Source organism: Sulfurimonas sp. (genome assembly GCF_023229105.1).
GTDB lineage: Bacteria > Campylobacterota > Campylobacteria > Campylobacterales > Sulfurimonadaceae > Sulfurimonas.
Genome location: NZ_JALNZY010000005.1, coordinates 1 through 24,507 on the forward strand (window position 1 = coordinate 1; position 24,507 = coordinate 24,507).

A 24,507-nucleotide genomic window follows, 5' to 3' on the forward strand; every position below is an offset into this window, starting at 1 on the left:
GTCTAAAACACTCTTCTGAACTTTTTGCTTATCATCTGGATCCGTACCATAAAAATGCAGCTCAACTCTGCGGTTTTTTTCTCTGCCGCTCTCGGTTACATTTGTAGCTTTTGGAGAAAATTCTGAAAATCCTGCTGCGTTTATGCGTTTTGGATCAACTCCGTTTAAAAGCAGTTCTTGCAAAACAGATATAGCTCTAGCGGAGGAGAGCTCCCAGTTGTCTTTAAAGGGAGCTCCCGAGCCGGGTGCTTGATTGTCTGTGTGTCCTTGTACGCTTACTTTTGTCTGATTTGGAAGTTCCCCTACTATAAGTGCTATTCTTTTTAAAAAAAGCAACGCATCATCATTTTGAATAGTAGCGCTTCCTGATTTAAAAAGCAAAGCAGCAGGGAGTTCAATAACAAAGCCGTCTTGCGCTTCTTCAAGAGAGACTGCGGGACCATCCCCCTCTTTAGTCATCTCATTTATCTCTGTTAGAGCAGCCATCACTCTATTGACCTGCTCATCTGTCTCATCTGCAGACTCGATAGGAGTTGATTCTTGGATACGTCTTTTAGAAACTTCTGTTTTGATGCCGCCCTCTAAAACACTCATAGCACCAGAGAGAGAGCCGATTGCTTCAGATATTTTTTTTGCATCCATGCTCGACATGGAGAGAAGCAAAACGAAAAAACATAGAAGCAAAGACATTAAATCCCCAAAGGCTGCCAGCCACATTGGAAGACACTTCTCACACTCGGGACATTTGTTTTTCTTAGCCATTAGTTATATTGACTCACACGTTCTTTTGGAGGCAGGTAGCTTAAGAGCTTTGCTTCCAATGCTCTTGGAGCATCTCCTGATTGAATGGACATAATCCCGGTTAAAATCATCTCTTTAACGAGTGTCTCTTCATCGTTTCTTATGCCTAAAATATTTGCGATAGGAGTACCAACAACATTACCAATAATAGCACCGTACATGGTAGTTAGTAAGGCAACCGCCATAGAGGGACCAATTGCAGATGGGTCAGCCATATTTAAAAGCATGGCAACAAGACCTATGAGCGTTCCGACCATACCCATAGCCCCTGCAAGCCCAGCCCATTGACTAAAAATGGAACCGTTTACCTTATGACGCGTACTTGTTTGCTCCATCTCAATCTCTAAAAGTTCCCTGATATTATCCGGCTCATTGCCATCAATTGCCATTGAGAGACCCTTTTTTAAAAATTGATTAGACTCATCATTTACCTCGCCCTCTAGTGCCAAAATACCATCTTTTCTGGCTTTTGTAGCAAACTGTACAAGTTTTTTTATAAGCTCTGTTTTGTCTTCTTCAGGCGGTCTAACAGCTACCATAAAAATTTTGACAAAAGATTTCATCTGCGACGGCTTAAATGAAATCATCAAAGAGCCAATACTGCCGCCTACAACTATAAGAACAGAAGGGACATCCATGTAAGCGCCAACGCCTACTCCCATAGCCATAGCACCCATCAAAAGTGCAAAGACTAAAACAATACCAATGACCGTACCTAAATCCATTCAAATACCTTATGACAAAATATTGAGCTTATAATACCACAAAAAATATTAGGCTCCACAATAAAAGGGGAATTTTACTGATTTAATTTCAAACACAAGAGCCAATCGGTATAATTTTGACACCTAGAAAAAAGAGTTAAAAAATGAACAAAAACAAAATAAGCATCGTTATTTTAGCTGCCGGGAAAGGTAGTCGAATGAAGTCCGCTAAGGCGAAAGTTTTACACTCTATTTGCGGCAAAGAGATGCTATATTTTATAGTAAAAGCATCCCGTGAAATCAGTGATGACATAACCGTTGTAATAGCGCATCAAAAAGAGTCTGTTATGGCATCTATGAACTCATATTTTAATGATATAAATTTTGTTGTTCAAAATGATATAAACTTCCCGGGAACGGGTGGTGCTATGAAAAATATATCTGTAAAAAATGAAAGAGTTTTAGTTCTAAACGGAGATATGCCGCTTATAACCCCAAATGCTCTTAATGGATTTTTAAATACTAACTCTGATATCCTCATGTCTATATTTAATCTGCAAAACCCTGATGGATACGGCCGCGTAATTATTGAAGAGGAGCAAGTTAAAAAGATAGTCGAACAAAAAGATGCCTCAGGCATAGAGTTACAAATAACTACGGTAAATGCTGGTATATACCTATTTTCTAAAGATATTTTAAACAAATATATTCCACAACTCACTAACAATAACGCCCAAAAAGAGTACTACCTAACAGATGTTATCTCTATGGCAAAAGCAGATGGCTTAAGCATCTCTGCTCTTTTGGTTGAGGAAGAGCATTTTAAAGGTGTAAACTCCAAAAAAGACTTGGCAGATGCAGAGGAGATTATGCAGCAGAGAATCAATACCAAATGGATGGAAGCAGGTGTGAGCATGCAGCTTCCCTCAACCATCTATATTGAAGAGGGCGTAACTTTTGAGGGTGAGTGTATTGTTGAGAACGGCTGCCGCATAACAGGCTCATCTAAAATAATCAACTCCCACATAAAAGCGCACAGCATCGTAGAAGAGAGCATAGTTAAAAACTCTGACGTAGGTCCTTTAGCTCACCTTCGCCCTGCTTCAAGCTTAGAAGACACGCATGTCGGAAACTTTGTAGAGATAAAAAAATCCACTCTCAAAGGCGTAAAAGCCGGGCACTTAAGCTATATAGGCGATGCAACTGTTGATGAGGGAACAAATATCGGAGCTGGAGTTATCACTTGCAACTATGACGGCATAAACAAATATAAAACCACTATCGGTAAAAATGTTTTTGTAGGAAGCGACTCTCAACTTATCGCTCCTATAACACTTGAAGACAATGTGATGGTCGCTGCCGGAACAACAGTGAGAAGCGGAACTATAAAGAGCGGAGAACTAGCCGTCAGTAGCGCAAAACAAAGGATTATAAAAGATTTTTACTATAAATTTTTTAGCAAAAAGTAAAAACTTTAAACGTCTGTTGTTTAATATAATTTTGAGGAAAAGCAGTTGAAAATCATCCATTTTAGCGATACTCACTTGGGATTTAACGATTTAGACATTTTAAACGATGAAAATATCAACCAAAGAGAAGCGGATTTTTATGATGCTTTTTCTCAAGTTATAGAGCAGATTAAAGAGATAAAACCAGACTTCATCATCCACACGGGAGATCTTTTTCACCGCTCAAGTCCCTCAAACCGTGCCATAACTTTTGCGCTTGAGCAGTTTAAGAGAATAGATGAGTTAAATATCCCTTTTATACTTATAGCCGGAAATCACTCAACGCCTAAAACAAACCTCTCTTCGCCGATTTTAAAGATATTTGAGAGTTTTAAAAACATACATGTATCTTACACTCAAGAGTACAAAAAGGTGGAGTTTGAGAGTGTGATATTTCATACCCTACCCCACATGAACGATGAGACAAAAGCACTCTCTCAGATAGAACTCTGCGAAGAAAGTATCCACAAAAACAAAAAAAATATCATGATGATGCACTGCTCCGTTGGTGCAACTTATCTCATGTCGGAGTTTGGCGAGTGGGTTTACCCAGCCAACAAAGAGTATATTTTTAAGATGATGGACTATGTAGCACTCGGGCACTGGCACGGTTTTTCTCAAGTGAGCAAACATGAAAATGTCTTTTACAGTGGCTCAACAGAGAGAACAAACCTGAACGATAAAAGAAACTCAAAAGGATTTGTGCTTGTCTCACTCAACGAAGCCCTACATATAGAGTATAAAGAGATAAAAATCCGCCCTATTCTTCTTAGAGAGATTGATTGTGAAGATTATCAAAACTCCGCTTCACAACTTGACACAAACGATATAAAAGATGCTCTTATAGAGGTAAGACTTACAAATCTAACTGCTCTTCAATCCATAGATATCCAAAATGCAGAGATAAAAAAACTCTTCGCCGAAGCCCTACATGTAAGTGTAAAAAGAGAGTTTAAAAAAGGCATAAATGAAGCAAATATAGAAGGTATTGAAGCTCTCTCTTTGGAAGAGTATTTTATAGAACATATAAAAGAAGATAGCAACGAAAAAGAGTTTGAGCGCTTAAAACCAAAGATTCAAGAGCTCTTTGCACAATACGAGGAGACTCATGATGATCCTCTCTAGACTCCACTTAGAAAATTTCAAAAAATACACCTCTAAGACAATAGAGTTTGGCGAGGGGCTTATCGGCATCATCGGTAAAAACGGGAGCGGAAAATCCACCATCTTTGAAGCTATACTTTTTGCACTCTACGGAGAAGCAAAGACAAGAGGAAACAAGGAGCTTCTGCGAAATGCAAACGCAAATGAAAAAGAGACAGTTTCAGTAGAACTTGAGTTTGAGTTTGAAGCTATTTTATACAGAGTCGTTAGAGAGTTTCGCGGAAAAACCATGAGTGCTAATGCAAAGTTTTATAAAAATGGTGAGTTGACTACAAGCGGAGCAAAAGAGGTTACCGCCGCCATAGTAAAACTTACAAAGATGAGTAAAGATGCCTTTATGCACACGCTTTTTGCCTCTCAAAAAGAGCTAACAAGTCTTAGTGCGCTAAAAAATGAAGATAGAAAAAAGATGATAAGAAAGCTTTTAGGACTTGAAAAGATAGACTTTGTGGAAAAAGAGCTTATTGAGAAAAGTAGAGAGCTAAAGAGGGAGATAGAAGCCTTTAGGAAGGTGCTTTTAGGTGAAGATGAGATAAAGCTAAAACAGGAGCAGATAAAAGAGAGCGCTGCAGCAAATGAGGCTCTTTCTAAAGATGTTCTTAGTAAAAACCAAGAACTTGAACACATAAAAACTAGAGAGCAGAGCATAAAAAAAGAGCTTGAAATTTTCGCTAAAACTAAGGAGCAAAAACAGAAACTCTTCTCAGAACTCGAACTTCTCAAAAACACCAAAAGCTCAGAGATTCTAAACCAAGTAAAGCTAACAGCCGAGCTTCATCAGCTAGAGGACAAAGAGGAGAAACTTAAAAAGCTCCAACCCTTAAAAACAGAGTATACAGCGCTTCAAGAGAAGCTAAAAGAGCAAGACAGACTAAGAGAGTTGCACATAAAAAAAGAGGGGATTTTAAAAGAGCAAGCTCAGTTAAAACAGCAGTGGAAAAAGTCTAAGGCGGACATTGAGACACTTGAGAAAGCGTGTGATGGGTATGAGGAGTTTTTACTTAGTGCAAAAAACTTAGAGACAGATATCGCCCTACTTCAAGAGAGTATAAACGCCAAACAAGCCTTAGAGAGTGAACTAAAAGCCGAGATAGTGAGTGAGCAAAAGCAGATAGACCTCACAAACCAAAAGATTAACAAACTTCGTGAACTTGGAAGTGAGTCGTCATGTCCAACTTGCACAAGACCGCTGCTAGAAGAGTATGACAATGTCATCAACTCACTTGTAGATGCGGTAAATGAGACGCATCAAAAAAAGATAGCCGAGTATAAAGCGCAACTGCAAAATGTAGTGACTCAAAAAGCTGCATTTGAAGCAGAAAAAAAACCAAAAGATAAAGAGTTTTCAGAACTTACAAGCAACATAAAAATCATACAGAGCAAACTTCAAGACCTCAAAATTGTCAAAGAGCATTTTGTACAGATAGAACAAAAAGGGATAAAAAACAAAGAGGAGCTAAAGGAGCTTGAGGCGTACAGTTACGATGAAAAGGCGCATGAAAAAATTAAAGCTTCACTTAACGCAATAGAACCACATTACAAACAGGCACTTAGCCTTGAGACAGAGCTAAAGAGAGTTGTTCTTGTGAAGTCAGACTTGTTACTTGTAAATAAAAAAATAGCGGAGCTAAAAGCCCTAGTTTTAAGCAAAGAAGCAGAGTTTAAACTCGTGATTTATGACGATGTAAAGCACAAGCATCAGCTTGAAGAGCATGAGAGCATACTTAAAACAATAGAGTCAAAAACAGCATCTCTACATGAGATAAAAGTTCAAATTGCAAAGATTGAGGGCGAGATAAAAACTGTACAAAACTCCCTACAAAACAACGAAATACAGCTAAAAAAAGTACAAACCAAAAAAGATGACTTAATCGACTATGAGAAAATCAAAACAAGTCTAGCAGAGTTCAAAACCCGCCTAAACTCAAAAGTAGCCCCAAGGATATCAAGCATAGCATCAGAGATGTACGCTCAAATAACCAAAGGCAAATACCAGCACATAGAAGTAAGCAACGACTTTGACTTTTTCATCTACGACGAAGGCAAAAAGTACCCCATAGAGCGATTTTCAGGCGGAGAAATAGACCTAGCAAACCTAGTTCTACGAATAGCCATCTCAAAAACGCTCACAGAACTAAGCGGTGCAAGTAGCATAGGTTTCTTGGCATTTGATGAAGTCTTCGGAAGTCAAGACGAAAGCCGCCGCATTGAGATTCTAGAAGCCTTCCACACCATCAAAGAGCAATACCGACAAATATTTCTAATAAGCCACGAGATGGAGATAAAAGAGATGTTTGAACGGGTTGTGGAGTTGTGAAAACTGTCTCTTAACAATATTTTGATAAAATTTCATATTATTTTGCTCTGGAGAAACTAGTGACAATAAAAGCAATCGACCTATTTTGTGGTGCAGGGGGAGGTACAAGAGGACTACTTGATGCAGGAATAGACGTAATTGCCGGATTTGATATTGACAAATCCCTTAACTGAAAGTTACTAAAATCTTAATTCTATTTATTAGTATTTATATTTCAGTATTCATCGCTAAATATGTCATAATATGAAATCAAAATTCGTCTTGATTTTTAGGATATTTATGTTTAAAGCACTTCTTTTTATCTCTTTAACATTTGTCATAAGCGCAAATGCCAATTTACTACAAGAGGCTATTGACTCGGCATCAGATGCTTCGGTGCTAAAATTATCTGCGGGCATCTATAAAGGCAATATTGTCATAGACAAGCCTCTTACTATAGTGGCTAAAGAGGACGGCGTTATTATAGAGGGAGTAGGTAGGGGAAATGTTATAACCGTAAAAAGTTCACATGTAAAGCTAGTAAATTTAACCATAATTAAAAGTGGCACAAGAGTAGATTTGATGGATTCTGCTATTTTTATAAATAACGCGCAACATGTAAGCGTAGAAAACTGCACAATCGAGGATTCTCTTTTTGGAATTTTTATGGACAATGTAAGTAATTCTATGATTTTAAACAATGAAATATCTTCAAACGGTGAAAGTATAGGTCTTAGAGGCGATGGTCTTAGACTCTGGTTTAGCCATAATAACAAGATACAAAACAATAGATTTATAAAATCACGTGACATAGTTTTCATGCATTCAAACAACAATACTATTGCAAACAACTTCATACAAGAGTGCAGATATGCCATATATACGCAACATGCAAATAAGAATCTGATACAGAGCAATATAATCAAAAAAAATGCTGTAGGCGTGATGCTTGAAGGAAGCTTTGACACAAACGTAACCGACAACATAATAGCAGGACGTCACGGTGCACAGACAAGTTTGGGCATACTTTTAAAAGGCGCATCAAATATACATGTAGAACAAAACAGTATAGGAGCGTGCAATCAAGCACTCTACATAGACAACTCTCCAAAAATGCATGATACAAAAAACTGGATTTTGGATAATAAAATCGTCTACAGCACAAAAGGTTTAAATTTTAAAAACTACAGCATAAAAAATGTCATAAAAAGAAATGAACTATTTGGCAACATGGACAACATCATGACAGATAGCCGTAACGGCAGAACAAATGAAAACGAGGTAGAGGGAAACTACTGGGATGATTATGAGGGATTTGACATAAACAAAGACAATATAGGCGACAACTCTTACATAAAGTATCTCTATCTTGACCAACTTTGGATTGAGTATCCAAAATTACAATTTTTCTACGGCTCTCCCGTCTTATCTTTGTTAAATTTTTTACTAAAAGTAGCCCCTTTTATGGAGCCTATTTTTTTAATAGAAGATAAGCAACCTATATTTAAAATTTCTAAACACTCTTGCATAATGTAAATTTACACTCCTGCATAAGAGTAGAGTTGCCAAGTTTAAATAAAGTTTAGCATGGTTAATATATGTAAAACATATTGAGAGTTTTACTTTCTTATTGTTGCTAAAAATCATCTAAGGAAATCATATGAAAATCTCGAAACTTATTTTATCGTTTGTGCTCAGTGTAACTCTGTTTACTCAAGTTTTATCGGCACAGATTGTTTCTACTGGGGCTGTTCTTGGACAATCTAGCGTAATATCATCTAAAGAAAAACTCTCTCAGATTATATCTCGTGAGGATGTAGCAAAGAAATTTGAAGAGTTAGGTGTAGATTCAAAAGCTATTGAAGCGAGAATCGCTTCTATGACGGATGAAGAAGCATCAAGAGTTGCATATCAGATTGACACATTGCCAGCTGGTGCAGATGCAGGCATGTCAATAATTGGTGCTATTGTTTTTATTTTTATAGTTTTACTCATTACAGATATTCTTGGAGTAACAAAAGTTTTTAACTTTACAAAACCTATAATCAACTAGTAAATTGAAAGCGACCAAGCTTTTCTCTCTATTTTTTACAGTGGTCATTTTGATTATATCAAGTGGCTGTGTACCTAAAAATCCTCTGCCTTTAAACAATAACTACTCTTCATCTAAGATAGATGTTCCTTTTGTGGCTCCTCGTTCAAAGCTTTGCGGCTCCTCGTCGGTTGAGATGGTTTCTTCCTACTGGCAAGCAACAACATCTTATGTTCCACGTCTTACGTTAAATGAATTAGATGAAAGAACCTTAATTCCTTCAAAAGGCGGTACGTTGCAGATAGAACTTATTGCAGCAGCTAGAGCTAATGGTTTGCTTGTTTATCCGCTTGAGCCAACATTTGATGCACTATTTTCTGAACTCTCTAGTCATCATCCGGTTATTGTCTTAGTAAATAGAAGTTATTCTTGGTACCCACTTTGGCATTATGCTCCTGTTACGGGATATGATGCCAAAGCTCAAACAATTTTAATGCATTTCGGCGACACACCAAATGAAACACTTCCAATTGGAACATTTGCCTCGTTGTGGGAAAGAAGTGGCAATTGGGGAGTTGTACTTTTACCGCCTACAGAGTTACCTGCATCTGCAACTGCCCAAAAGTTTTTGCAAGCAGCATATGATCTTGAAAAAATTGGGATGACAAAGGAAGCAACTATAGCCTATAAAACTGCAATTAGGCGGTGGCCAGATTATATTCCTACACTTTTTGCATTGGCGAATGCTTATTACAACTCGCATCAAATAAATAAAGCTGAAGAGATTTATAGATATATATTATCAATTGACCCTGCGTATCCGTTTGCTATAAATAATCTTGCTAATCTTTTATGCCACACAGGCAGGTCAGATGAGGCATTAAAATTACTTAATCAAGTTATTACGAATGACGTTGAGATAAAAGCTCTAATAAACAGCACGCGCGAAGAAATAAATAGCAGTTGTACTCCTTTAATAAAAAAATAATCCCCATGTCAAAAAATAATTTAAACTTCAAAGCAGAGAAGCTTTTACTTACTTTATAATATTAAAAAACTCGATTTACCTATCTTGAAAAGAAATATTGTTGTATAATAATATTATCTGCAATGCTAAAACATTTCAGCTCTTTTGAATAAAGGAGTTTGGTATGGAAAAAGGAGTTGCAATGAAAGTTATTGGTCTTATCCTAGCGGTCGTAGGGGTTGGTTTTGCAGTATGGGGATATCAGCTATCCGGTTCTGTCGGTTCACAAATTACACAAGCCGTTACGGGTGCAGATACAAATAGAGTAATGGTTTATTATATTTTTGGTGCTGTTAGTTTTGTTGTTGGCATCTATCTTTTGCGTAAAAACTAAAAATAAAAAGTTAGTTTAAAAATATATTAAAGCTTTACAAAATTAGGTTTTGAGGGGCTATGCTCCAAGAAAAATCTAACTAACAAGAGGGAGAAAAAAATATGCTTGAAACTATTGCAATAATCCTAATTATACTTTGGCTTTTAGGATTTGTCAGCTCATATACGTTGGGAGGATTTATTCATATTCTCTTAGTTATTGCGCTTGTAGTTATTCTACTTCGTGTTATCCAAGGCAGGCGGCTATAAAGAGTCTAAACGGGTTCTTTAAAAAAGCTAAAACGATTAAACTATTAAAATAAAAGGAAAGTAATATGAGCACAAAAGATGCATACAAACAAAAAATAGAGGCTGAGTTGGAATTAGTAAAGGCTCATCTAGATGTGTTAAAAGCTAAAGCCAAAAGTGCTACTGCCGATATGCGAATCAGCTACTCTAAAGAGATCGAAACCATCGAGAACAACTACGCCATCGTGCAATTAAAACTGAGTGAACTCGGTAAGGCTGGTGAAGGTGCATGGGAGCATCTCAAAAAAGATATTGAAAATAGTTGGAATTCACTTCGCGCATATGCAAAAAAAATTCCTGATAACATCAACGAAATCAAAAAGGATCTCAAATGAAAAAAAGTTTAACACTTATAACAGTTCTGTTCGTAGTGCTTATGACTAGTGGTTGTAGTGAGACTTGGCAAGGTGCAAAAAAAGACACAAAAGACAATGCTGAGTGGAGCAAAGACAAAGTCAATGAAGGGGCTAAATATATAGAGAAAAAAACCGATTGATTTTAGGTTGTGTCGGTTTTAAACATATAGATTGAGTGTTACATGATATAAAGCATTTTATTTTAAACGCGATTAAAAAATCCAAAGACATAATAATGTTTTACTATCATAGCTCAATAGAACAGTATGAAACAGACACTTTAATAGATTTGTGACTACCTAACTTAAGTAAAGTAAAGTAGTAAAGCGCATGAAGTTCACTGAGTGCAACTATTTAGAGTGCATTTAGCAAGACAAAAGTGCAACTTTTGAAAAGAAACAGCCTCAGCTATATACTTTTACTTTTTATTCAGTTATACTTCTGTCAATAAAAGATGATTCGAGTTACATCTTTAGTCTGCTTTACATTGATGACCTAGTTAACAGTATAATCCGCCTACTAAAAGAAAAGCTTCATATTAGATTTTAGACCACCACAGCAATGCGGTGTATTCAAACACAAAGGTATTACAATGGCAGCATTAGTAAACGGAACTGTTAAATGGTTCAACGGCGAAAAAGGTTTCGGATTTATCGAACAAGAAAATGGCGGTAAAGATGTATTCGTACACTTTCGTCAAATCAACAGCACAGGCTACGGTCGTGTTTCATTAGACGAAGGTCAAAAGGTAACTTTTGAAATCGGTCAGGGCGAAAAAGGTCCTCAAGCAGAAAACGTTACAGGTCTGTAATCTTTCTATGAGCGGAATTATCCGCTCATAATTTATAATCCACTCTTACAACAACTTCATTTATCCAACTTTTATAAAATAACAAAACGGCAACATAGCTATTTAATTTTCCTGCCGCAAAATCAAAAAAAAACAATACAATTCTACATCAACATTATCACTTAAAATAAGAGGTCAACCTTGTATAAAATACTTAAAGCACACCCAACAAAAGAGCAGATATCCAGTTTCAAAATGAAAATCGCAGAGGAAGATGACTACGTCGATTATGTCGTTGATTTAAAAATTCTTGGCGAAGATGCAAAAAAAGAGTTATGCTCTTTATGCAATATAGATATTAACGAACTAAACCAAAAAGAAAAACTACAGCTTAGCGTATCCTCTTCAGTATAATTTTTTAAGTTAATACTAGATGATTTATACCAATTATGCTATATTTGCGTATATAAATTAAGGTGTTTAAAAAATGAATGGATATATTTTACTCTCACATGGGAGCAAGGTTCAAGCTTCAAATGATGCAAGTATAGATATTTTAAAAAAGTTAAGAGAAAATATTTTAAACATAGAACTAGCTTTTTTAGAACTTTGTGAACCTAATTTTGAGGAGGCTGTAAAAAAGTTAAAAGCAGCAGGTGTCAGTGCCATTACTGTTTTGCCTCTTTTTTTAGCACCGGGCAAACATGTAAGAGAAGATGTTCCCAAACTTGCATCTGCTTGTTCAAAAAAGCTTAACATAAAAATAGATGTTTTAGAGCATATAGGCGCAAATAGTGCCTATGTTAAGATGATAGAAAGTATCTTACTAAAAGATTAACTCTGCTACTTTATTATCCAAAGATGGCTATACCAGTACCATCTACCCTCTTTTGCCTGAGCGGTGCATGTATATTTTTCTCGCGGAGGCTCCAACCTCTTTTTTGCTCTTATGAGCACTTTTGTTTCAGATGCCCACTCAAGACTTAATGGTTCTCCACTTGAGAGATAACAGTTTAAATTTTTTAGTGGATATTTAAGCTCCAAAGTAAGCGTAGGCGGATTTTCAGATGAAATAAGCGGCTCTTCTTTGGGCGTAATCTCTTTTATAGGAAGCGGTAGAGCTTTAAGCTTTAAAACAAAACCATTCATATCTGCATAAGCTTCTGCCATAGGAAATCTAGGCAGAAACTTAGTATCGCCGCCAATATCAATTACCCCCGAAGTCTGGGTAACTCCTACATAACCTAAGTCTTTTATGAAACTAGCAGTCTCTTTTGTATATTCTCCAAATGGGTAGGAGAAGAGTTTTGGATTTTCATTTGTCTCCTCTCCAAGCTCCTCATGGAGTCTTTGTTGCGTACTCTCTAACTCATATTTTATCCGTTTTTTCCAACTCAACTCCCCCTCTTTTGGCAGCATATAATCATGTGTTTTTGAGTGATTTGCAAACTCTGCTCCAAAAAGCTTCATCTCCCTCATCTCATCCCAACTCATGTAGTTTTTAGAGTCATTATCTATAGGCGAGCTGTTTACAAAAACGGTAAAAGGGAAGTTATACTCCTTAAACTTCGCAAATGCGTGCGTATATATGCTTTTGTAAGCATCATCTATTGTCAACGAAACAACTTTTTTTGGAATCTCCCTGCCCTCTACAATATAGCGGACAATCTTTGAGAGAGCCCAGACGCTATAGCCGTTTTGTGAGAGATACTCTAGATGTTTTTCAAACTGCTCCATTCTTATATTTGTAGATGGATATTTTGGCTCTTCAAAACGGTGGTACATAAAGACAACCACCCCCTCACTTTGTGAATCGCCTTGATTTTGAGCGCTTAAAAAACCCGCGCAAAATAGTAAAAACAAAAAACCAGATAGCATTTTTTTCATAACAATTCACCTTTTTTCTTTACTATAGCAAAATTATTCCGTCTAAAGCGTAAAATAACTATTTTGGATACGTTATCTTCTCATTAAGCAAAACTTTTTGTCTCTCTATGATAATATCTTCATCCTGCAAAATATTTTTGAATTTCTTATAAAGCCTATATTCAACAATAATCGCCAACACCCCAAGCAGTGAGAGAAAAATTAGCATGCTACTTAACTTAACATTAAAATAGTCGAGTATCATAGCAGTAACCGCGCCGCCTACAATCGCTGATGAAACAAAAAATGACCGAAGAATAAGATAATCTTTAATCTCAATTTCATCCTTCATAAAATGGATAGTATGAATCCTTGAGATTTCAAATGTAATAGCCTGAATGGTAAATATACTCAAAATAGCATACGTAAAAAGAACGATATTTACCATAAGAAGTGCATAACTAAATATCTGTATAATATCTAAAATAATTACAAAAAAATAGATATTATAGATTTTTACTCTTTTAAAAAGCGGCTGAATCAGCCCGTCCGTAGCTCCGATGAGCATATAAAAACTAATCATATAAACAGGCAGATACATCCCCTCAAGCTTTGCAATATAAGGCATAATCGTCCAGTCTATATAAGTCGTTACAAAAAGAACAATAACTTGAAGCTTAAGTAGTTTGCTACTGCTTAAATCCTTGTAAATCTGCTTATAATATACCTTTGGCATATCTTAACTCCATCAGACAGGCATCACACCCGTCTCCATAAAAGGCTTTAAGTTTTTTAAGTTCACTAAAGCCCATTTTTTTATACAAAGCTATCGCCGCTTCATTATCCGTGCGCACTTCAAGAAGTAGGGTTTTAAAACCTAAGGAGAGTAGCTCTTTGAGTATAAACTCAAGCAGTTCTTGCGAAATTTTTCTATTACGGTAAGCTTTGGCGACTCCTATTGAGTATAGTTTGGCATTTTTACGCTTAATTAATACCAAGATATAGCCTACTATTTTTTCCTCAACCTCGGCTACATAAAGCAGATTATTGTTTACATGATAAGCAAATGAACCTCTTGAGAGAGGATAGTTCTCTTTACAAAACAGCTCCCCCTCCAGCGCATAAAGCGAAGATACGTCAGATTTTTGTGCTTTTTTTATTTTCATTTTTGATAAATTGTATACTTTGGCACAAGCTTAAATGGACGGTAAGACATCTTAACCTTGCGAAGATTCTCAAATCCCATATCATCGCCTACATTTATATACTCGATGTTATAGTGCTCTTTTAACATTTTAGAGAACTCTCTAAATATAAACTGCGCACATCCTAAAATCTCAAAATCAGTTTTTTCTATAATTACAGTTGCCGTATCTTTGTTAATTCTCTCTCCAACGGTAAAGCCTTTTAACTCCCCGTTTATATATATAACAAGACCTATTAAAGAGAGCTCTTCATAATGTTTAAGCATCTGCTTTATAGCATGTCTTTCTTGATGAATACCCTCTAAAAAAACTTCCGCTTCCTCTTTTGGCATATATTTTACTCTATCAGAAACCCACTTGTTAAAAAGGTGTATTAGTTCGTCTTTGTGGTTTATGCTGTCTAGTTTTTCAACAACAAAATCCGGATAAGATTTCATAAACTTGTTTATCTCAGTTCTTTTGGTGTGGTAGCTGTTTCCGCGTAAATCTATCAGCGCATCTACCTCATAAACGTAATCAACAAGTTTTCTCTCAACCAAATAAGACTCTAGAATCTCAAACATGCTCTGTGCCTCATCAATGTTTTGTATAAACTCTTCAAGCACAGCAGCCTGAACATAATCTATACGGGAATAAAACGGCGAAGAGTTGTTGGCATTCATGACTTCAAAACATTTTGTAATTGCAGTGTTTACATGTTTTTTCTTTCCAATCGGAGGAAGAAGCATTGTAAGCTCGCCGCCGGTCATAACAAACAGACAAAAACATTTATTTATAATTGCATAAAATCCGCTGCTGTTAGCTAACCATATAAAATTTGCGGCAAAAGTGTAATCACTTAAATCTACATCTACCTTTGCTAAATACTCTTCCATGATTGGCTTTGAAGCTATTGTGAATCTTTTTAATTTCTGCTTATTGACCGTTAAACTTCCCATATAATTCATCCTTTTAAAGTATAGTATTAATGAAATAATACATTTTTTTTACATATTTGCAACAACTATTTTATAACCTCTACAAAAGAGTATATTATAGTGTTTTTTCTATAATAATTAAGGGCATTATAAGGCGAGTATATTTATAATTCGACCCGTTTTACAAAACTACTGTTTAACTATTGGGGTATCGCCAAGCGGTAAGGCCGCGGCTTTTGGTGCCGCTATTCGGGGGTTCGAATCCCTCTACCCCATCCACGTAAAAAATTCCTACTTTTTATTTTATATACTTTGGAATTAAAAGCTTAATCTTTTTATATATTTTCTCAAAATCAGTAGAATAGACTCTATTGTGTCCAATAGAAGTTATAAAGTTTGTATCTCTATCCCATCGTGGCACTAAATGCATGTGGATATGCTCGGCTATTCCAGCTCCAGCAACCTCTCCTAGATTCATCCCGATATTTATTCCTTTAGCACCAAATCCCTCTTTTAAAAGCCTGACGCTCTTTTGCGCTAAATCGCTTATGTGCAGCCATGTTTGACTTGGAAGCTCCTCTAACTTGTCGGTATGAAGATGAGGGATTATCATAAAATGTCCGGGAGTGTACGGGTAACGATTCATCACTATAAAACAGTGCTCATCTCTATAGAGTACATGCAACTCTTCATCATCTTTCTCATGTGAGCTTATATGACAAAAAACGCAACCCTCAACCTCTTTTCCTGCCACATACTCATCCCGCCACGGTGCGTATAGAATATCTTTCATAATTAAATCCTCTGTTTAAATGTTAACTATCATCTGCTTGTGTTACAAATCTATAAAAATGCAAAAACTAAATCCGGAAATAGCATAACCAGCCCAAGCGCTAAAATTTGCAGCAGTATAAAGGGGATTATCCCTCTATAAATCTCTGCTGTTTTTATGCTATCCCCGGCAACTCCTTTTAGAAAAAAAAGCGAAAGTCCAAAAGGTGGAGTTAAAAAAGAGGCTTGCAGATTTAGAGCGATTAATATCGCGAACCAAACAGGATCTATCCCAAATGCGTGCATAACCGGAACTAAAATCGGAACAATAATAAAACTTATTTCTATAAAATCTATAAAAAAACCAAGTATAAATATACTAAGCATAGCAACTGCTATAAAAACCCAAACATCTCCAATATCGTTAGAGAAAAACTCAAGTATCAAATCGCTCCCGCCGAGTTCATTAAAAACAAGAGAAAAAGCGGTTGCCGCAATAAGAATCATAAAAATCATACCACTTAGTTTCACACTGCCTAGCGTAGCATACTTTAGCATCTCAAAATTTAAAGAGCCGTTAAAAGCTGAGAGCAAAAGGGCGCCAACCACTCCAAATGCTGCTGATTCTGTAGGAGATGCTATGCCCGCAAAGATGCTTCCCAAAATAGAGACCATCAAAAGCAAAGGAGGAACCATGGCTATGATTATCTCTTTGATACTTACCTCTTTTACATTTTTTGCAACAGGAGCCGCATCGGGCTTTAAATAGGAAAAAATCAAGATGTAAATAATGTAAAGTACCACCAAAACAAGCCCCGGCAAAACCGCTCCCATAAACAACTCGCCGACACTAACACTCATAACATCGCCTAAAATAATCAAGATAATAGAGGGCGGAATAATCTGCCCAAGTGTCCCGCTTGATGCTATTGTTGCTGAAGCCAAACCTTTGTCATACCCGGCACGCAGCATAAGTGGAAGCGCAATAACACTCATCATAACAACACTTGCGGATACGACTCCAGTTGAAGCCGCCAGCATTGCACCAACAAGCACGACACTTACCGCCAAACCACCGCGAACAGTTCGAAATGCGGAGCTCATAGCAAACAAAAGTTTCTCAGCCATAAGCGACTTTTCAAGCACTAAACCCATAGATATAAATAACGGAACTGCCATAAGTGTACTATTACTCATAATCCCATATATTCGAAAAGGTAAAACAGAAAAAACATCAAAACCCACGTGGGGAGTCAAAAATGCAAAAGCAATAGCCACGCTAGAAAAAACAAAAGCAACAGGAATGCCTACCATTAAAAGCGCTAAAACAACTACAAACATAAACATGGATATCATAATGACCTCCACATATCAAAGTTGGTTTTTGCATCTTTAATGGCTTGAAGAGATAAAAAAACAAACGAAAGAGGCATAAGAGATTTTACTAAAAATCTATACTCCAATCCTCCCGGATTTGATGATGCCTCATTTTGAAGATAGCTCATCTGCGTAAAATCTATCCCTATGTAGATAATAAGAAATGAAAACGGAAGCACAAAAAAGAGAGAGGATATTATATTGATAAACACTTTTGTTTTTTGTGAAAAGGAGGCATAAAATATATCTACCCTCACATGCGCACCTTCTCTTAATGTATAAGCTATACCAAAGAGGATAATAATATCAAAGAGATGCCACTCCAGTTCCTGAAGTGCGACAGAACCAGTTGAGAAAAGGTACCTCGCTGTTGCATCATAAACAACCAACAAAACCAGTAAAGCAACAACAAAAGCCGTAAAGTAGCCGAGATATTTTATAATTTTATCTATCATATTTTTAAATTCTCTTTATATTTTGTTGTATAAACCATGCTATAAACGGTGCACTTAAAGTAAAGGTTGAAGCTATGAAAAAGACTATTGCAAACTCGAACAAGTATTTTTCTGATGCAAAAGGCAAAGAAAAAATGATTATTAATTCTGTTTATACTTCTGCTAAAGTTGAAGGTTCTAAAACTACAAAAAAAGAGCTCAAAGAACATTATAGACTTATTCACTCTTAATCTCTTCTAATATTTTCATTTTCAACAACTCTTTCATAGGCTCATAATCACACTCATATCCATCATGAACTCTTTGTATATAGTTGTCCTCTTTTTTTAGTTTCAATCCTATCAAAAGCTCTAGTAGTTTTAAGTCTTCTTGTTTTTGTATAAAATCATTATTTGTAGATTTTAAGTAATTTATACAAACGCCGTTATCCGCAATAATTTTTTGAATATTATTTGAGTCCCACTCATTCCATGGATTTAAAATAATATCTTCATCATTCACACTACTTAATTCATTTTGATTTCTCTTTAAAATAGTTACAGGTGGCTTTTTTTGTTTAAAATATTTTTTATCGGTTTCATACCAATAACTATATTTTTGATTCTCTTTGCATTTAAAAGCATATAAGAGATATTTAGTTTTTGTCATTATTAAATTTTATCAATCTTTTTCATAATAAAATCTGTTTGAACAAGTACATATATGATTTTGTTATAGTGTTTGAAATCAATTTTAGGTTCATTTTCGTTAATAGATTCAAACAGCTCTTTTAAATGACCTCCATAGCTATGTTCATTTACAGAGCCTGTATTGTATTCATTTGTTATTTGAGCTATATATTTATTTATCATGATTTATATAAAATTCGGTGCATCGTTTGCAAAGAGTATGATGTCTCCTGCTCTTGTCTGATGCGCCAACAACTCCTCTATCTTAGACTTGTCATGTAAAATGATTTTATTTTTAACATTTAGATTTTTATCAAAAAGCTCCGCATTTAAAGAGCCTGTGACGATAGCTATCTCAAAGACAGCGTTGATTGCTTTTATTAGCTCTAGGTTTAGCTCCTCGCTACTCTCAACTAGCCCCGGTGTTACTATAACCTTTCTGCCCTCATATAGCGAGCAGAGTCTAATGGCCTCTAGCATCCCCTCTATATTTCCGTTATATCCGTCATCTAAGATAAGTTTTCCGCCAGCTTTTATCATTTGCAACCTATGCTCAACAGGAGATAAACGTTTTACTGCTTCTATAATCTCCTCATAGCTCATGTCAAATGTTTTTGCAATGTGAACCGCTGCTGCAATATTAATTGTCTGAAATGAACCCAGCACTTTTGTTTGAAAGTGGAGTGTTTCGTTATTGAAAATCATATCAAAATCTGTTCCCTCTAAGGTTGCGTTAATATTTTGAATCTCATCCCCAAAAAACACAACTTTCTCATGAGGCTCATCGGTAACAGAGTTGTGTATAAACGCACACTCCAGCCTTGGAGATTTCATTATTTCAAGCTTTGCGGCAATAATATTTTGCAAACTCTTAAAATACTCTATATGAGCCAAACCGACCTTGCCTACAACTACAACCTGAGGCTCTAAAAAGGTTGTAATATCATGTATGTCTCCACTCTCTCTCGCACCCGCTTCACAAATATAGATCTCCGCATCACTCGGCAGGGATTCGTTTATATCTTTGATGATTCCTCCGAGTGTATTAACGCTTCTTGGAGTTGCATAAACTCTGTACTTTTTGCTAAGTATTTCACGAACAAAATTTTTCGTGCTTGTTTTGCCGTAGCTTCCCGTTATGCAAACTATCTGAAGCTTTTGCATACTTTGGAGTTTTTTTTGTGCCTCTTTTTTATAAGCCTCAAAGAGAAATTTCTCTATTGCAAAACTTCCAACATAAGTAAAAAATAGCGGCATAAATACACCATAAATCTCACATGTTGATTTTATAACGCAGAGAAAATCTTGAAAAGTAACTAAAAAAACAAGAATAATCAAAAATCTCTTTACTCTCCATGTAAAGACAAGTTTCTTATCTAAGCTTTTATGCCAGATAAAGATTGCCGGTAAAACTGCAAAAAGAAAGAAAATGGTAAAAAATTTGCCTGTCGTATAGTAGGCAATAAATGGGATGATAAAGTAGATAACATGCCAGTGAGGTTTATGGTGTTTTAAAATTACACGTGATAGCTTATAGTCATACCATTGAAGATTTGTTATAAGATACCATCCTAAAACCGTTACAAAAAGAACGTTTGTTATAAAAGCTATTAATATTTCATAATCTTGCATTAATTATGCTCCAATGTTTTTAAAAAAGTTTTTTCTATATTTTGCGCTACATCTTTAGCATGGTTTAAAAAAAAGTAGTGATCACCCTCGTAGGTTACAAGCAGAGAGTCTTTTATGAGCTTCTCTATCTTTTTCGCGCTGCTAATAGGAGTTGCTGTGTCGCTTGTTCCCCAGCAAAGAAGAGCTTTTCCTTTATAAGCAGCAAACTCCTTAGAAAAATCCTCATCTACGACATTTTTAAAGGTTTGATACATCGGCTCACTCAATTTCTTAGCATCATCTGCTACAAAAAACTCTCTAAACTTACTAAATCCAAATAGTTTTAAAAGTTTAAAGAGTGCGATTTTTGTTCTAACTTTAAGAGATTTTGATCTATAGATGCCAGCGCTTGCTACAAGTACCAAAACCTGTGGCTCAAGAAGAAGCGCAACCTTGCCACCAAAAGAGTGCCCTAAAATAATATCCTTTGACGCATTTAGATGAATCATAAGAAGCTCGACTACTCTTGCATAATCTTTTGTCTCAAGAGCTATGTTGCATGTGGAGTTTCCAAATCCCGGTAAATCTATATAGATATGACGAAATGCATCCATATAGGGCGAAAATGCTTTTTTCATAAGCTCTTTGTTGCTTCCCCAGCCATGTAAGACAATCAAATCTACTTTTGCCTGCGGATTTATAATCTCATAACTAATATCCAAAGTGTGCTGCAAAAACTGTATTGACTTTATAGCCATTACTTTCCTTTGGCTCTGGTAATTGAGTGAATATACTCGTAGTTTGTTTTTGCTCTTTTTGCATGTGGGAGCGAATTTGAGAGCATCTCTAGACAATGTTCAAAATCTTCAAAAAGATAGTTTGCCATTGAGCCTGGTATTGGATTAATCTCATTTAGATAAACCTCTCCCTCAACAACAAAAAAGTCGCATCTAATAAGTGCCCCCTCAAATATATTTTTATATATTTTTTCAAAATTTGCTTTTAGTTTTGACTCTAACTCTTTTGAAATATCTGCTTTTAAAACCTGTTGGTTTCGTGAAAAATCCATATACTTTTTCTCAAAATCCAAAAAGTCATTTTTTTGAGGCTCCTCCACTATAGAGAAATGCATTTTTCCATTTACCGCAAAACCTGCAAGGTTATACTCTTTTACTCCTTGCAAAAATGGCTCTATTATGACACTGCTATCAAACTCAAAAGCGCTGTCAAGCGCATAATCTAGCTCACTCTCCTCTTTTACAATACTCACTCCGATAGAGCTTCCAAGACGTGAAGGTTTTACAATAATCGGGTATGGAATTTTTATGTTGTTATGCTCTTTTAAGCTAAGTTCTTCATGTTTTAGGCTTTTGACTCCCCTTGTACTACAGAGCCATTTCGTGTAGCGTTTATCATACGAAAAAACGCTTGCATCAATGCGAGGTCCTATATATTTTATGGAGAAAAAGTCCAAAAGTGCGGCTATACTCCCATCTTCTCCGTCTGCTCCGTGAATAAGGTTTAAAACCGTAGAGTTATGCTCTGTTGAACCAAGTAGTCCTTTTTGAACAAATACCCCACTTGCAATAGAGAGTTTAGGCATCTTTTTGTACTCGCCCCTTGAAAAGGTCGTAGCCTTCATTTTTGATGCTTCAATCATATAAAATGTGTGGTCTTGATCACAAAAAATAAACGTTAAGTTAAAACTAGAGAGTTTCTGTTTTAAAGTTATAGCACTTACTATACTAATTTCATGCTCGAAACTAGCACCTCCAAATAAAATAGTTAATTTCAATCCATATTTCCTTAATTAAAATGTTTTTAGAAGTCTCAGAGCCTCTTTTACTAATGAAGCGGTATCATCTGTAGTGCACTGGCTAAGTGCTTTTGAAATTTTATCTTTTTTAAATCCTAAAGACTCCAAAGCTTCACTAGCTTGTGTAAATGAGCTGTTTATCGCCTCATTTTGCGATAAAATAAGTTGGGCATCAAAACCGCTTAGTTCAACTAAAATCCGCCCTGCACTCTTAGGACCAATTCCCGGAACTTTCTTTACACCGCTCATATCTTTGTTGTTTATTACGACTCCAAACTGAGCAGGCGTATAAGTTGAACATATTGCCATAGCGACTTTTGGACCTACTCCATTTATCTTAAGCAGTCTCTCAAAGAGTTTCTTTTCTCCTAGCTCCAAGAAACCATAAAGCAGCTGCGCATCTTCTCTTATTACTTGTGAGGTAAAGAGTTTTACATTATCACTTCCTATGGCTGAAAAACTTTGAAGCGATATAAACACTTCATAAACTACTCCTTGAACCTCTATATGTACAAATGACGGCTCTTTATATACTATATCTCCTCTTAAGCCTACTATCACTCTCTTACCGCCTGTATCTCATATATTCCCTCATCAGTCTCCACTACCGCAAATATCTTATCAGGCGAACCCTCTTGCGGTTTGTAGCTTAGTTCAATAGGCGGTTCAACAAGTCTAAAAATTAACTCATTATGTCCCACCCATCTATCTCTGTTTATAATTCTTGCATCTGAAATATTGTCTTGAAAAGATGCTGTTTTATTAGTTAAGAGATTTAGTTTATCATTTTTGACATTGTACTCTTTTATTATTCCCTCTAGATGCTCTTGAGCTTTATGAAACTGTTTATATTTACCCAAAAAGGCAGAGGGTGCTTTTATGCCGTTTTTCTTATAGTGCATCAATCTTGTTTTAACCTCATTAAAAGAGGCTGTGTTGTCTCTGACTAGTTTTTGATACTTCTCTATCTCTTTTTTTATCTCTTGAGTGCTTGTGCGAAGCTGATTTATCTCATCTTTATTTTCACTAAATCTCTCTCTTCTATCACTTTGCATCAGAGGATCTATCGTGAAAATATTTTCACTCCCCTGAAGCTTTTTAATCTCAATAAATTTTGATGCAGTCGCCTTAACATGAGATGTACATATTCCAATATCAATAGTTTTAGCTCTTATATTGCCGCCGACTGCTTGGACTATCTCTACTTTTTTTCCCTCAACCGTTCCATGTTCAAGCCGTGTAATTTTAATAGTTTCCCCAATCGCAACGCCTCTGTGTACATTTATAGTCAAGTCATCCGCTTTTATATAGGATGATTGATGAGTTTGCCCCTCTATAGTAGCTCTTCTTGCAATTACCTTAGCATTAGGTCCGACATTGCCTTTTATATCAATCTCACTAACTTCAACCTCCATACCGCTTCCGATAGCATCTTTTTGCGAGTCATTCTCTTTTACGCTGATTGAAACATCCGAATCCAGACCTGTTGAGATAGATCCCGTTGTTTTAAAGCTAATCTCTCCTACATCCATCTCAGATTTTATCTGATAAGTGTTTGCTTCTAAGCTAATATAACCGCTAGTTTTTGCTCGGTATATAATATTTTCGTTATTGTCTATTACCTCTATGGTATCGTCAACACCAAAATCAGGTGCGTGATTTACTTCAGGTTCCGCCGGTTCTAAAAATTCGCCGCGGCAGTTTCTTCCTGCCTTACCTTTTTTTGGTTTTATATACTCCATCAAAACTTCACCGTCTAAAACACTATGTATAAATCCTCTTTTTGAGTAATCTACACGATCGTCGTTGTTACTTTCAACCTCTTTGTCATAGTGTGAAATAAGCTGATCGTTTAGAGTAGGAGTAGGCTCGTAAGCCTCCGCTATAAGTATTGTCTGATTTTTATCATATTTTATGATGCCATCAACTTTGGCAAGCGCTGAAGTACGTGCCACAAGCTCTTTTACCATCTCATCAAAAATATTTACCAAGATACCAGCTCTAATCTTGCTTTTATTTATATAGTTTAAAAACTCATCTTCAAATTTTGGACTAGTTAAGACTTCTGAACCTGCCTTGATGCTTAAGTATATTTTACATTTTGTAGCATTTGCGCCAACTGCTGTATGAAAATTTTTAAAAATATTGTTATCTTCTTTGGAGTATATTTCAACTTCATAGACCTGTTTTATCTCAAAATTGGGATTTAGTATTGCAGTTGCATCATCGAGTTTGCGTAGCTCCTCTGTGCTTGTCTCTTCCCAGTCTGTCTCACTCTTATCTTTGTTTACTCTTGTATATGTCTGTATTTCTAAAATATCAAAATCTAAACTACTTGCACTAATACCGTTTCTTTTTGCCAAATCTATCAACTCTTTAGCGACATTTTGCGTTTTTATGACGGTGGGACGAATAGTTTTTGGCAACTGTTGAGTTTTATTGCTTGAACCGAATATTGCCATACTTTTATTCTCCCAAAATTATTTTTTTAAAATTAAACTCTCAATTTTAATCAAATATTT

The 24,507-nt window shown here is 36.0% G+C and carries 30 protein-coding genes and 1 tRNA gene; 16 read left to right on the forward strand and 15 right to left on the reverse strand.

Translation table 11 applies throughout. The features are described 5' to 3' along the window. Positions 1–762 (reverse strand): flagellar motor protein MotB (locus tag M0Q17_RS01265; RefSeq protein WP_295082498.1); only part of this gene is annotated, 762 nt, incomplete at its 3' end. Beyond that, on the reverse strand, positions 762–1,526 hold the full coding sequence (locus tag M0Q17_RS01270) for a motility protein A (RefSeq protein ID WP_295082500.1): 765 nt from the start codon (positions 1,524–1,526) through the stop codon (positions 762–764). The genes M0Q17_RS01265 and M0Q17_RS01270, both read right to left, overlap by 1 nt. Positions 1,527–1,669: 143 nt before the next feature. On the opposite strand from M0Q17_RS01270, the gene glmU reads away from it, so the two are divergent. From glmU to M0Q17_RS01340, 14 genes are all read left to right on the forward strand, one after another. Next, positions 1,670–2,974, forward strand: a complete 1,305-nt coding sequence (gene glmU / locus M0Q17_RS01275; protein WP_295082502.1) for a bifunctional UDP-N-acetylglucosamine diphosphorylase/glucosamine-1-phosphate N-acetyltransferase GlmU — start codon at positions 1,670–1,672, stop codon at positions 2,972–2,974. A 45-nt stretch (positions 2,975–3,019) separates the two neighbouring features. Further along, positions 3,020–4,138 carry an exonuclease SbcCD subunit D gene (locus M0Q17_RS01280; protein WP_295082503.1) on the forward strand — a complete coding sequence of 373 codons (1,119 nt, stop codon included), beginning with the start codon at positions 3,020–3,022 and terminating at the stop codon, positions 4,136–4,138. Then, complete coding sequence (locus tag M0Q17_RS01285) at positions 4,122–6,494, forward strand: SMC family ATPase (RefSeq protein ID WP_295082504.1); 2,373 nt, start codon at positions 4,122–4,124, stop codon at positions 6,492–6,494. Before M0Q17_RS01280 ends, M0Q17_RS01285 begins: the two co-directional genes overlap by 17 nt. A gap of 59 nt (positions 6,495–6,553) precedes the next feature. Continuing rightward, positions 6,554–6,667 (forward strand): DNA cytosine methyltransferase, encoded by a 114-nt coding sequence (locus M0Q17_RS01290; RefSeq protein ID WP_295082505.1) that lies wholly within the window; start codon positions 6,554–6,556, stop codon positions 6,665–6,667. A 106-nt stretch (positions 6,668–6,773) separates the two neighbouring features. Continuing rightward, positions 6,774–8,009 carry a nitrous oxide reductase family maturation protein NosD gene (nosD, locus tag M0Q17_RS01295; protein WP_295082506.1) on the forward strand — a complete coding sequence of 412 codons (1,236 nt, stop codon included), beginning with the start codon at positions 6,774–6,776 and terminating at the stop codon, positions 8,007–8,009. A gap of 124 nt (positions 8,010–8,133) precedes the next feature. Further along, on the forward strand, positions 8,134–8,526 hold the full coding sequence (locus M0Q17_RS01300; protein ID WP_295082507.1) for a PA2779 family protein: 393 nt from the start codon (positions 8,134–8,136) through the stop codon (positions 8,524–8,526). 49 nt (positions 8,527–8,575) lie between these two features. Continuing rightward, positions 8,576–9,493, forward strand: coding sequence for a PA2778 family cysteine peptidase (locus M0Q17_RS01305; protein WP_295082508.1), 918 nt, complete (start codon positions 8,576–8,578; stop codon positions 9,491–9,493). A gap of 163 nt (positions 9,494–9,656) precedes the next feature. Beyond that, the gene (locus M0Q17_RS01310; RefSeq protein WP_295082509.1) at positions 9,657–9,866 is read left to right on the forward strand and encodes a DUF3185 family protein; all 210 of its coding nucleotides are present in this window, start codon (positions 9,657–9,659) and stop codon (positions 9,864–9,866) included. Between the two features lie 101 nt (positions 9,867–9,967). Next, positions 9,968–10,114, forward strand: coding sequence for a lmo0937 family membrane protein (locus tag M0Q17_RS01315; RefSeq protein WP_295082510.1), 147 nt, complete (start codon positions 9,968–9,970; stop codon positions 10,112–10,114). 65 nt (positions 10,115–10,179) lie between these two features. Next, a complete protein-coding gene (locus M0Q17_RS01320; RefSeq protein ID WP_295082511.1) occupies positions 10,180–10,488 on the forward strand; it encodes a hypothetical protein in 309 nt (102 codons plus the stop codon). After that, entirely contained in the window at positions 10,485–10,649 is a 165-nt protein-coding gene (locus tag M0Q17_RS01325) for a hypothetical protein (protein WP_295082512.1), read from the forward strand. The genes M0Q17_RS01320 and M0Q17_RS01325 overlap by 4 nt, the downstream gene beginning before the upstream one ends. 452 nt (positions 10,650–11,101) lie before the next feature. Next, positions 11,102–11,320, forward strand: coding sequence for a cold-shock protein (locus tag M0Q17_RS01330; RefSeq protein ID WP_137012459.1), 219 nt, complete (start codon positions 11,102–11,104; stop codon positions 11,318–11,320). A gap of 180 nt (positions 11,321–11,500) precedes the next feature. Then, the gene (locus M0Q17_RS01335; RefSeq protein WP_295082513.1) at positions 11,501–11,713 is read left to right on the forward strand and encodes a hypothetical protein; all 213 of its coding nucleotides are present in this window, start codon (positions 11,501–11,503) and stop codon (positions 11,711–11,713) included. Between the two features lie 73 nt (positions 11,714–11,786). Next, positions 11,787–12,137, forward strand: a complete 351-nt coding sequence (locus tag M0Q17_RS01340) for a CbiX/SirB N-terminal domain-containing protein (RefSeq protein ID WP_295082514.1) — start codon at positions 11,787–11,789, stop codon at positions 12,135–12,137. A 5-nt stretch (positions 12,138–12,142) separates the two neighbouring features. Here the strand turns inward: M0Q17_RS01340 and M0Q17_RS01345 are convergent, their stop codons facing one another. The 4 genes from M0Q17_RS01345 to M0Q17_RS01360 are packed head-to-tail and all read right to left on the reverse strand — an operon-like array spanning position 12,143 to position 15,308. Next, on the reverse strand, positions 12,143–13,186 hold the full coding sequence (locus tag M0Q17_RS01345) for a polysaccharide deacetylase family protein (protein WP_295082515.1): 1,044 nt from the start codon (positions 13,184–13,186) through the stop codon (positions 12,143–12,145). Positions 13,187–13,244: 58 nt separating this feature from the next. After that, positions 13,245–13,901, reverse strand: coding sequence for a hypothetical protein (locus M0Q17_RS01350; protein WP_295082516.1), 657 nt, complete (start codon positions 13,899–13,901; stop codon positions 13,245–13,247). Further along, a complete protein-coding gene (gene rimI, locus M0Q17_RS01355) occupies positions 13,882–14,331 on the reverse strand; it encodes a ribosomal protein S18-alanine N-acetyltransferase (protein ID WP_295082518.1) in 450 nt (149 codons plus the stop codon). The genes M0Q17_RS01350 and rimI overlap by 20 nt, the downstream gene beginning before the upstream one ends. Next, the gene (locus M0Q17_RS01360; protein WP_295082520.1) at positions 14,328–15,308 is read right to left on the reverse strand and encodes a phosphatidylglycerol lysyltransferase domain-containing protein; all 981 of its coding nucleotides are present in this window, start codon (positions 15,306–15,308) and stop codon (positions 14,328–14,330) included. The genes rimI and M0Q17_RS01360 overlap by 4 nt, the downstream gene beginning before the upstream one ends. A gap of 183 nt (positions 15,309–15,491) precedes the next feature. On the opposite strand from M0Q17_RS01360, the gene M0Q17_RS01365 reads away from it, so the two are divergent. Continuing rightward, positions 15,492–15,566, forward strand: a tRNA-Gln gene (locus M0Q17_RS01365). A gap of 19 nt (positions 15,567–15,585) precedes the next feature. Here the strand turns inward: M0Q17_RS01365 and M0Q17_RS01370 are convergent. The 3 genes from M0Q17_RS01370 to M0Q17_RS01380 are packed head-to-tail and all read right to left on the reverse strand — an operon-like array spanning position 15,586 to position 17,890. Further along, on the reverse strand, positions 15,586–16,080 hold the full coding sequence (locus tag M0Q17_RS01370; RefSeq protein WP_295082522.1) for an HIT domain-containing protein: 495 nt from the start codon (positions 16,078–16,080) through the stop codon (positions 15,586–15,588). 50 nt (positions 16,081–16,130) lie between these two features. Then, complete coding sequence (locus M0Q17_RS01375; protein WP_295082524.1) at positions 16,131–17,414, reverse strand: TRAP transporter large permease subunit; 1,284 nt, start codon at positions 17,412–17,414, stop codon at positions 16,131–16,133. Next, positions 17,411–17,890: a TRAP transporter small permease subunit gene (locus M0Q17_RS01380; protein ID WP_295082526.1), complete on the reverse strand. Its 480-nt coding sequence runs from the start codon at positions 17,888–17,890 to the stop codon at positions 17,411–17,413. Before M0Q17_RS01380 ends, M0Q17_RS01375 begins: the two co-directional genes overlap by 4 nt. A gap of 74 nt (positions 17,891–17,964) precedes the next feature. On the opposite strand from M0Q17_RS01380, the gene M0Q17_RS01385 reads away from it, so the two are divergent. Continuing rightward, positions 17,965–18,120, forward strand: a complete 156-nt coding sequence (locus tag M0Q17_RS01385) for a hypothetical protein (RefSeq protein ID WP_295082527.1) — start codon at positions 17,965–17,967, stop codon at positions 18,118–18,120. On the opposite strand, the gene M0Q17_RS01390 is transcribed toward M0Q17_RS01385, so the two are convergent. The 6 genes from M0Q17_RS01390 to M0Q17_RS01415 all read right to left on the reverse strand — a co-directional run bounded on the left by M0Q17_RS01390 (position 18,107) and on the right by M0Q17_RS01415 (position 24,447). Beyond that, positions 18,107–18,538 (reverse strand): hypothetical protein, encoded by a 432-nt coding sequence (locus M0Q17_RS01390; protein ID WP_295082528.1) that lies wholly within the window; start codon positions 18,536–18,538, stop codon positions 18,107–18,109. The genes M0Q17_RS01385 and M0Q17_RS01390 overlap by 14 nt on opposite strands. Positions 18,539–18,744: 206 nt before the next feature. Beyond that, positions 18,745–20,190, reverse strand: a complete 1,446-nt coding sequence (gene murF, locus M0Q17_RS01395) for a UDP-N-acetylmuramoyl-tripeptide--D-alanyl-D-alanine ligase (protein ID WP_295082529.1) — start codon at positions 20,188–20,190, stop codon at positions 18,745–18,747. Continuing rightward, positions 20,190–20,927 carry an alpha/beta hydrolase gene (locus tag M0Q17_RS01400; protein WP_295082531.1) on the reverse strand — a complete coding sequence of 246 codons (738 nt, stop codon included), beginning with the start codon at positions 20,925–20,927 and terminating at the stop codon, positions 20,190–20,192. Before M0Q17_RS01400 ends, murF begins: the two co-directional genes overlap by 1 nt. Beyond that, a complete protein-coding gene (locus tag M0Q17_RS01405) occupies positions 20,927–21,964 on the reverse strand; it encodes a D-alanine--D-alanine ligase (protein WP_295082534.1) in 1,038 nt (345 codons plus the stop codon). The genes M0Q17_RS01400 and M0Q17_RS01405 overlap by 1 nt, the downstream gene beginning before the upstream one ends. Positions 21,965–21,979: 15 nt before the next feature. Continuing rightward, positions 21,980–22,546 (reverse strand): Holliday junction branch migration protein RuvA, encoded by a 567-nt coding sequence (ruvA, locus tag M0Q17_RS01410; protein ID WP_295082536.1) that lies wholly within the window; start codon positions 22,544–22,546, stop codon positions 21,980–21,982. Then, on the reverse strand, positions 22,543–24,447 hold the full coding sequence (locus M0Q17_RS01415; RefSeq protein ID WP_295082538.1) for a flagellar assembly protein A: 1,905 nt from the start codon (positions 24,445–24,447) through the stop codon (positions 22,543–22,545). Before M0Q17_RS01415 ends, ruvA begins: the two co-directional genes overlap by 4 nt. Between the last annotated feature and the right edge of the window lie 60 nt (positions 24,448–24,507).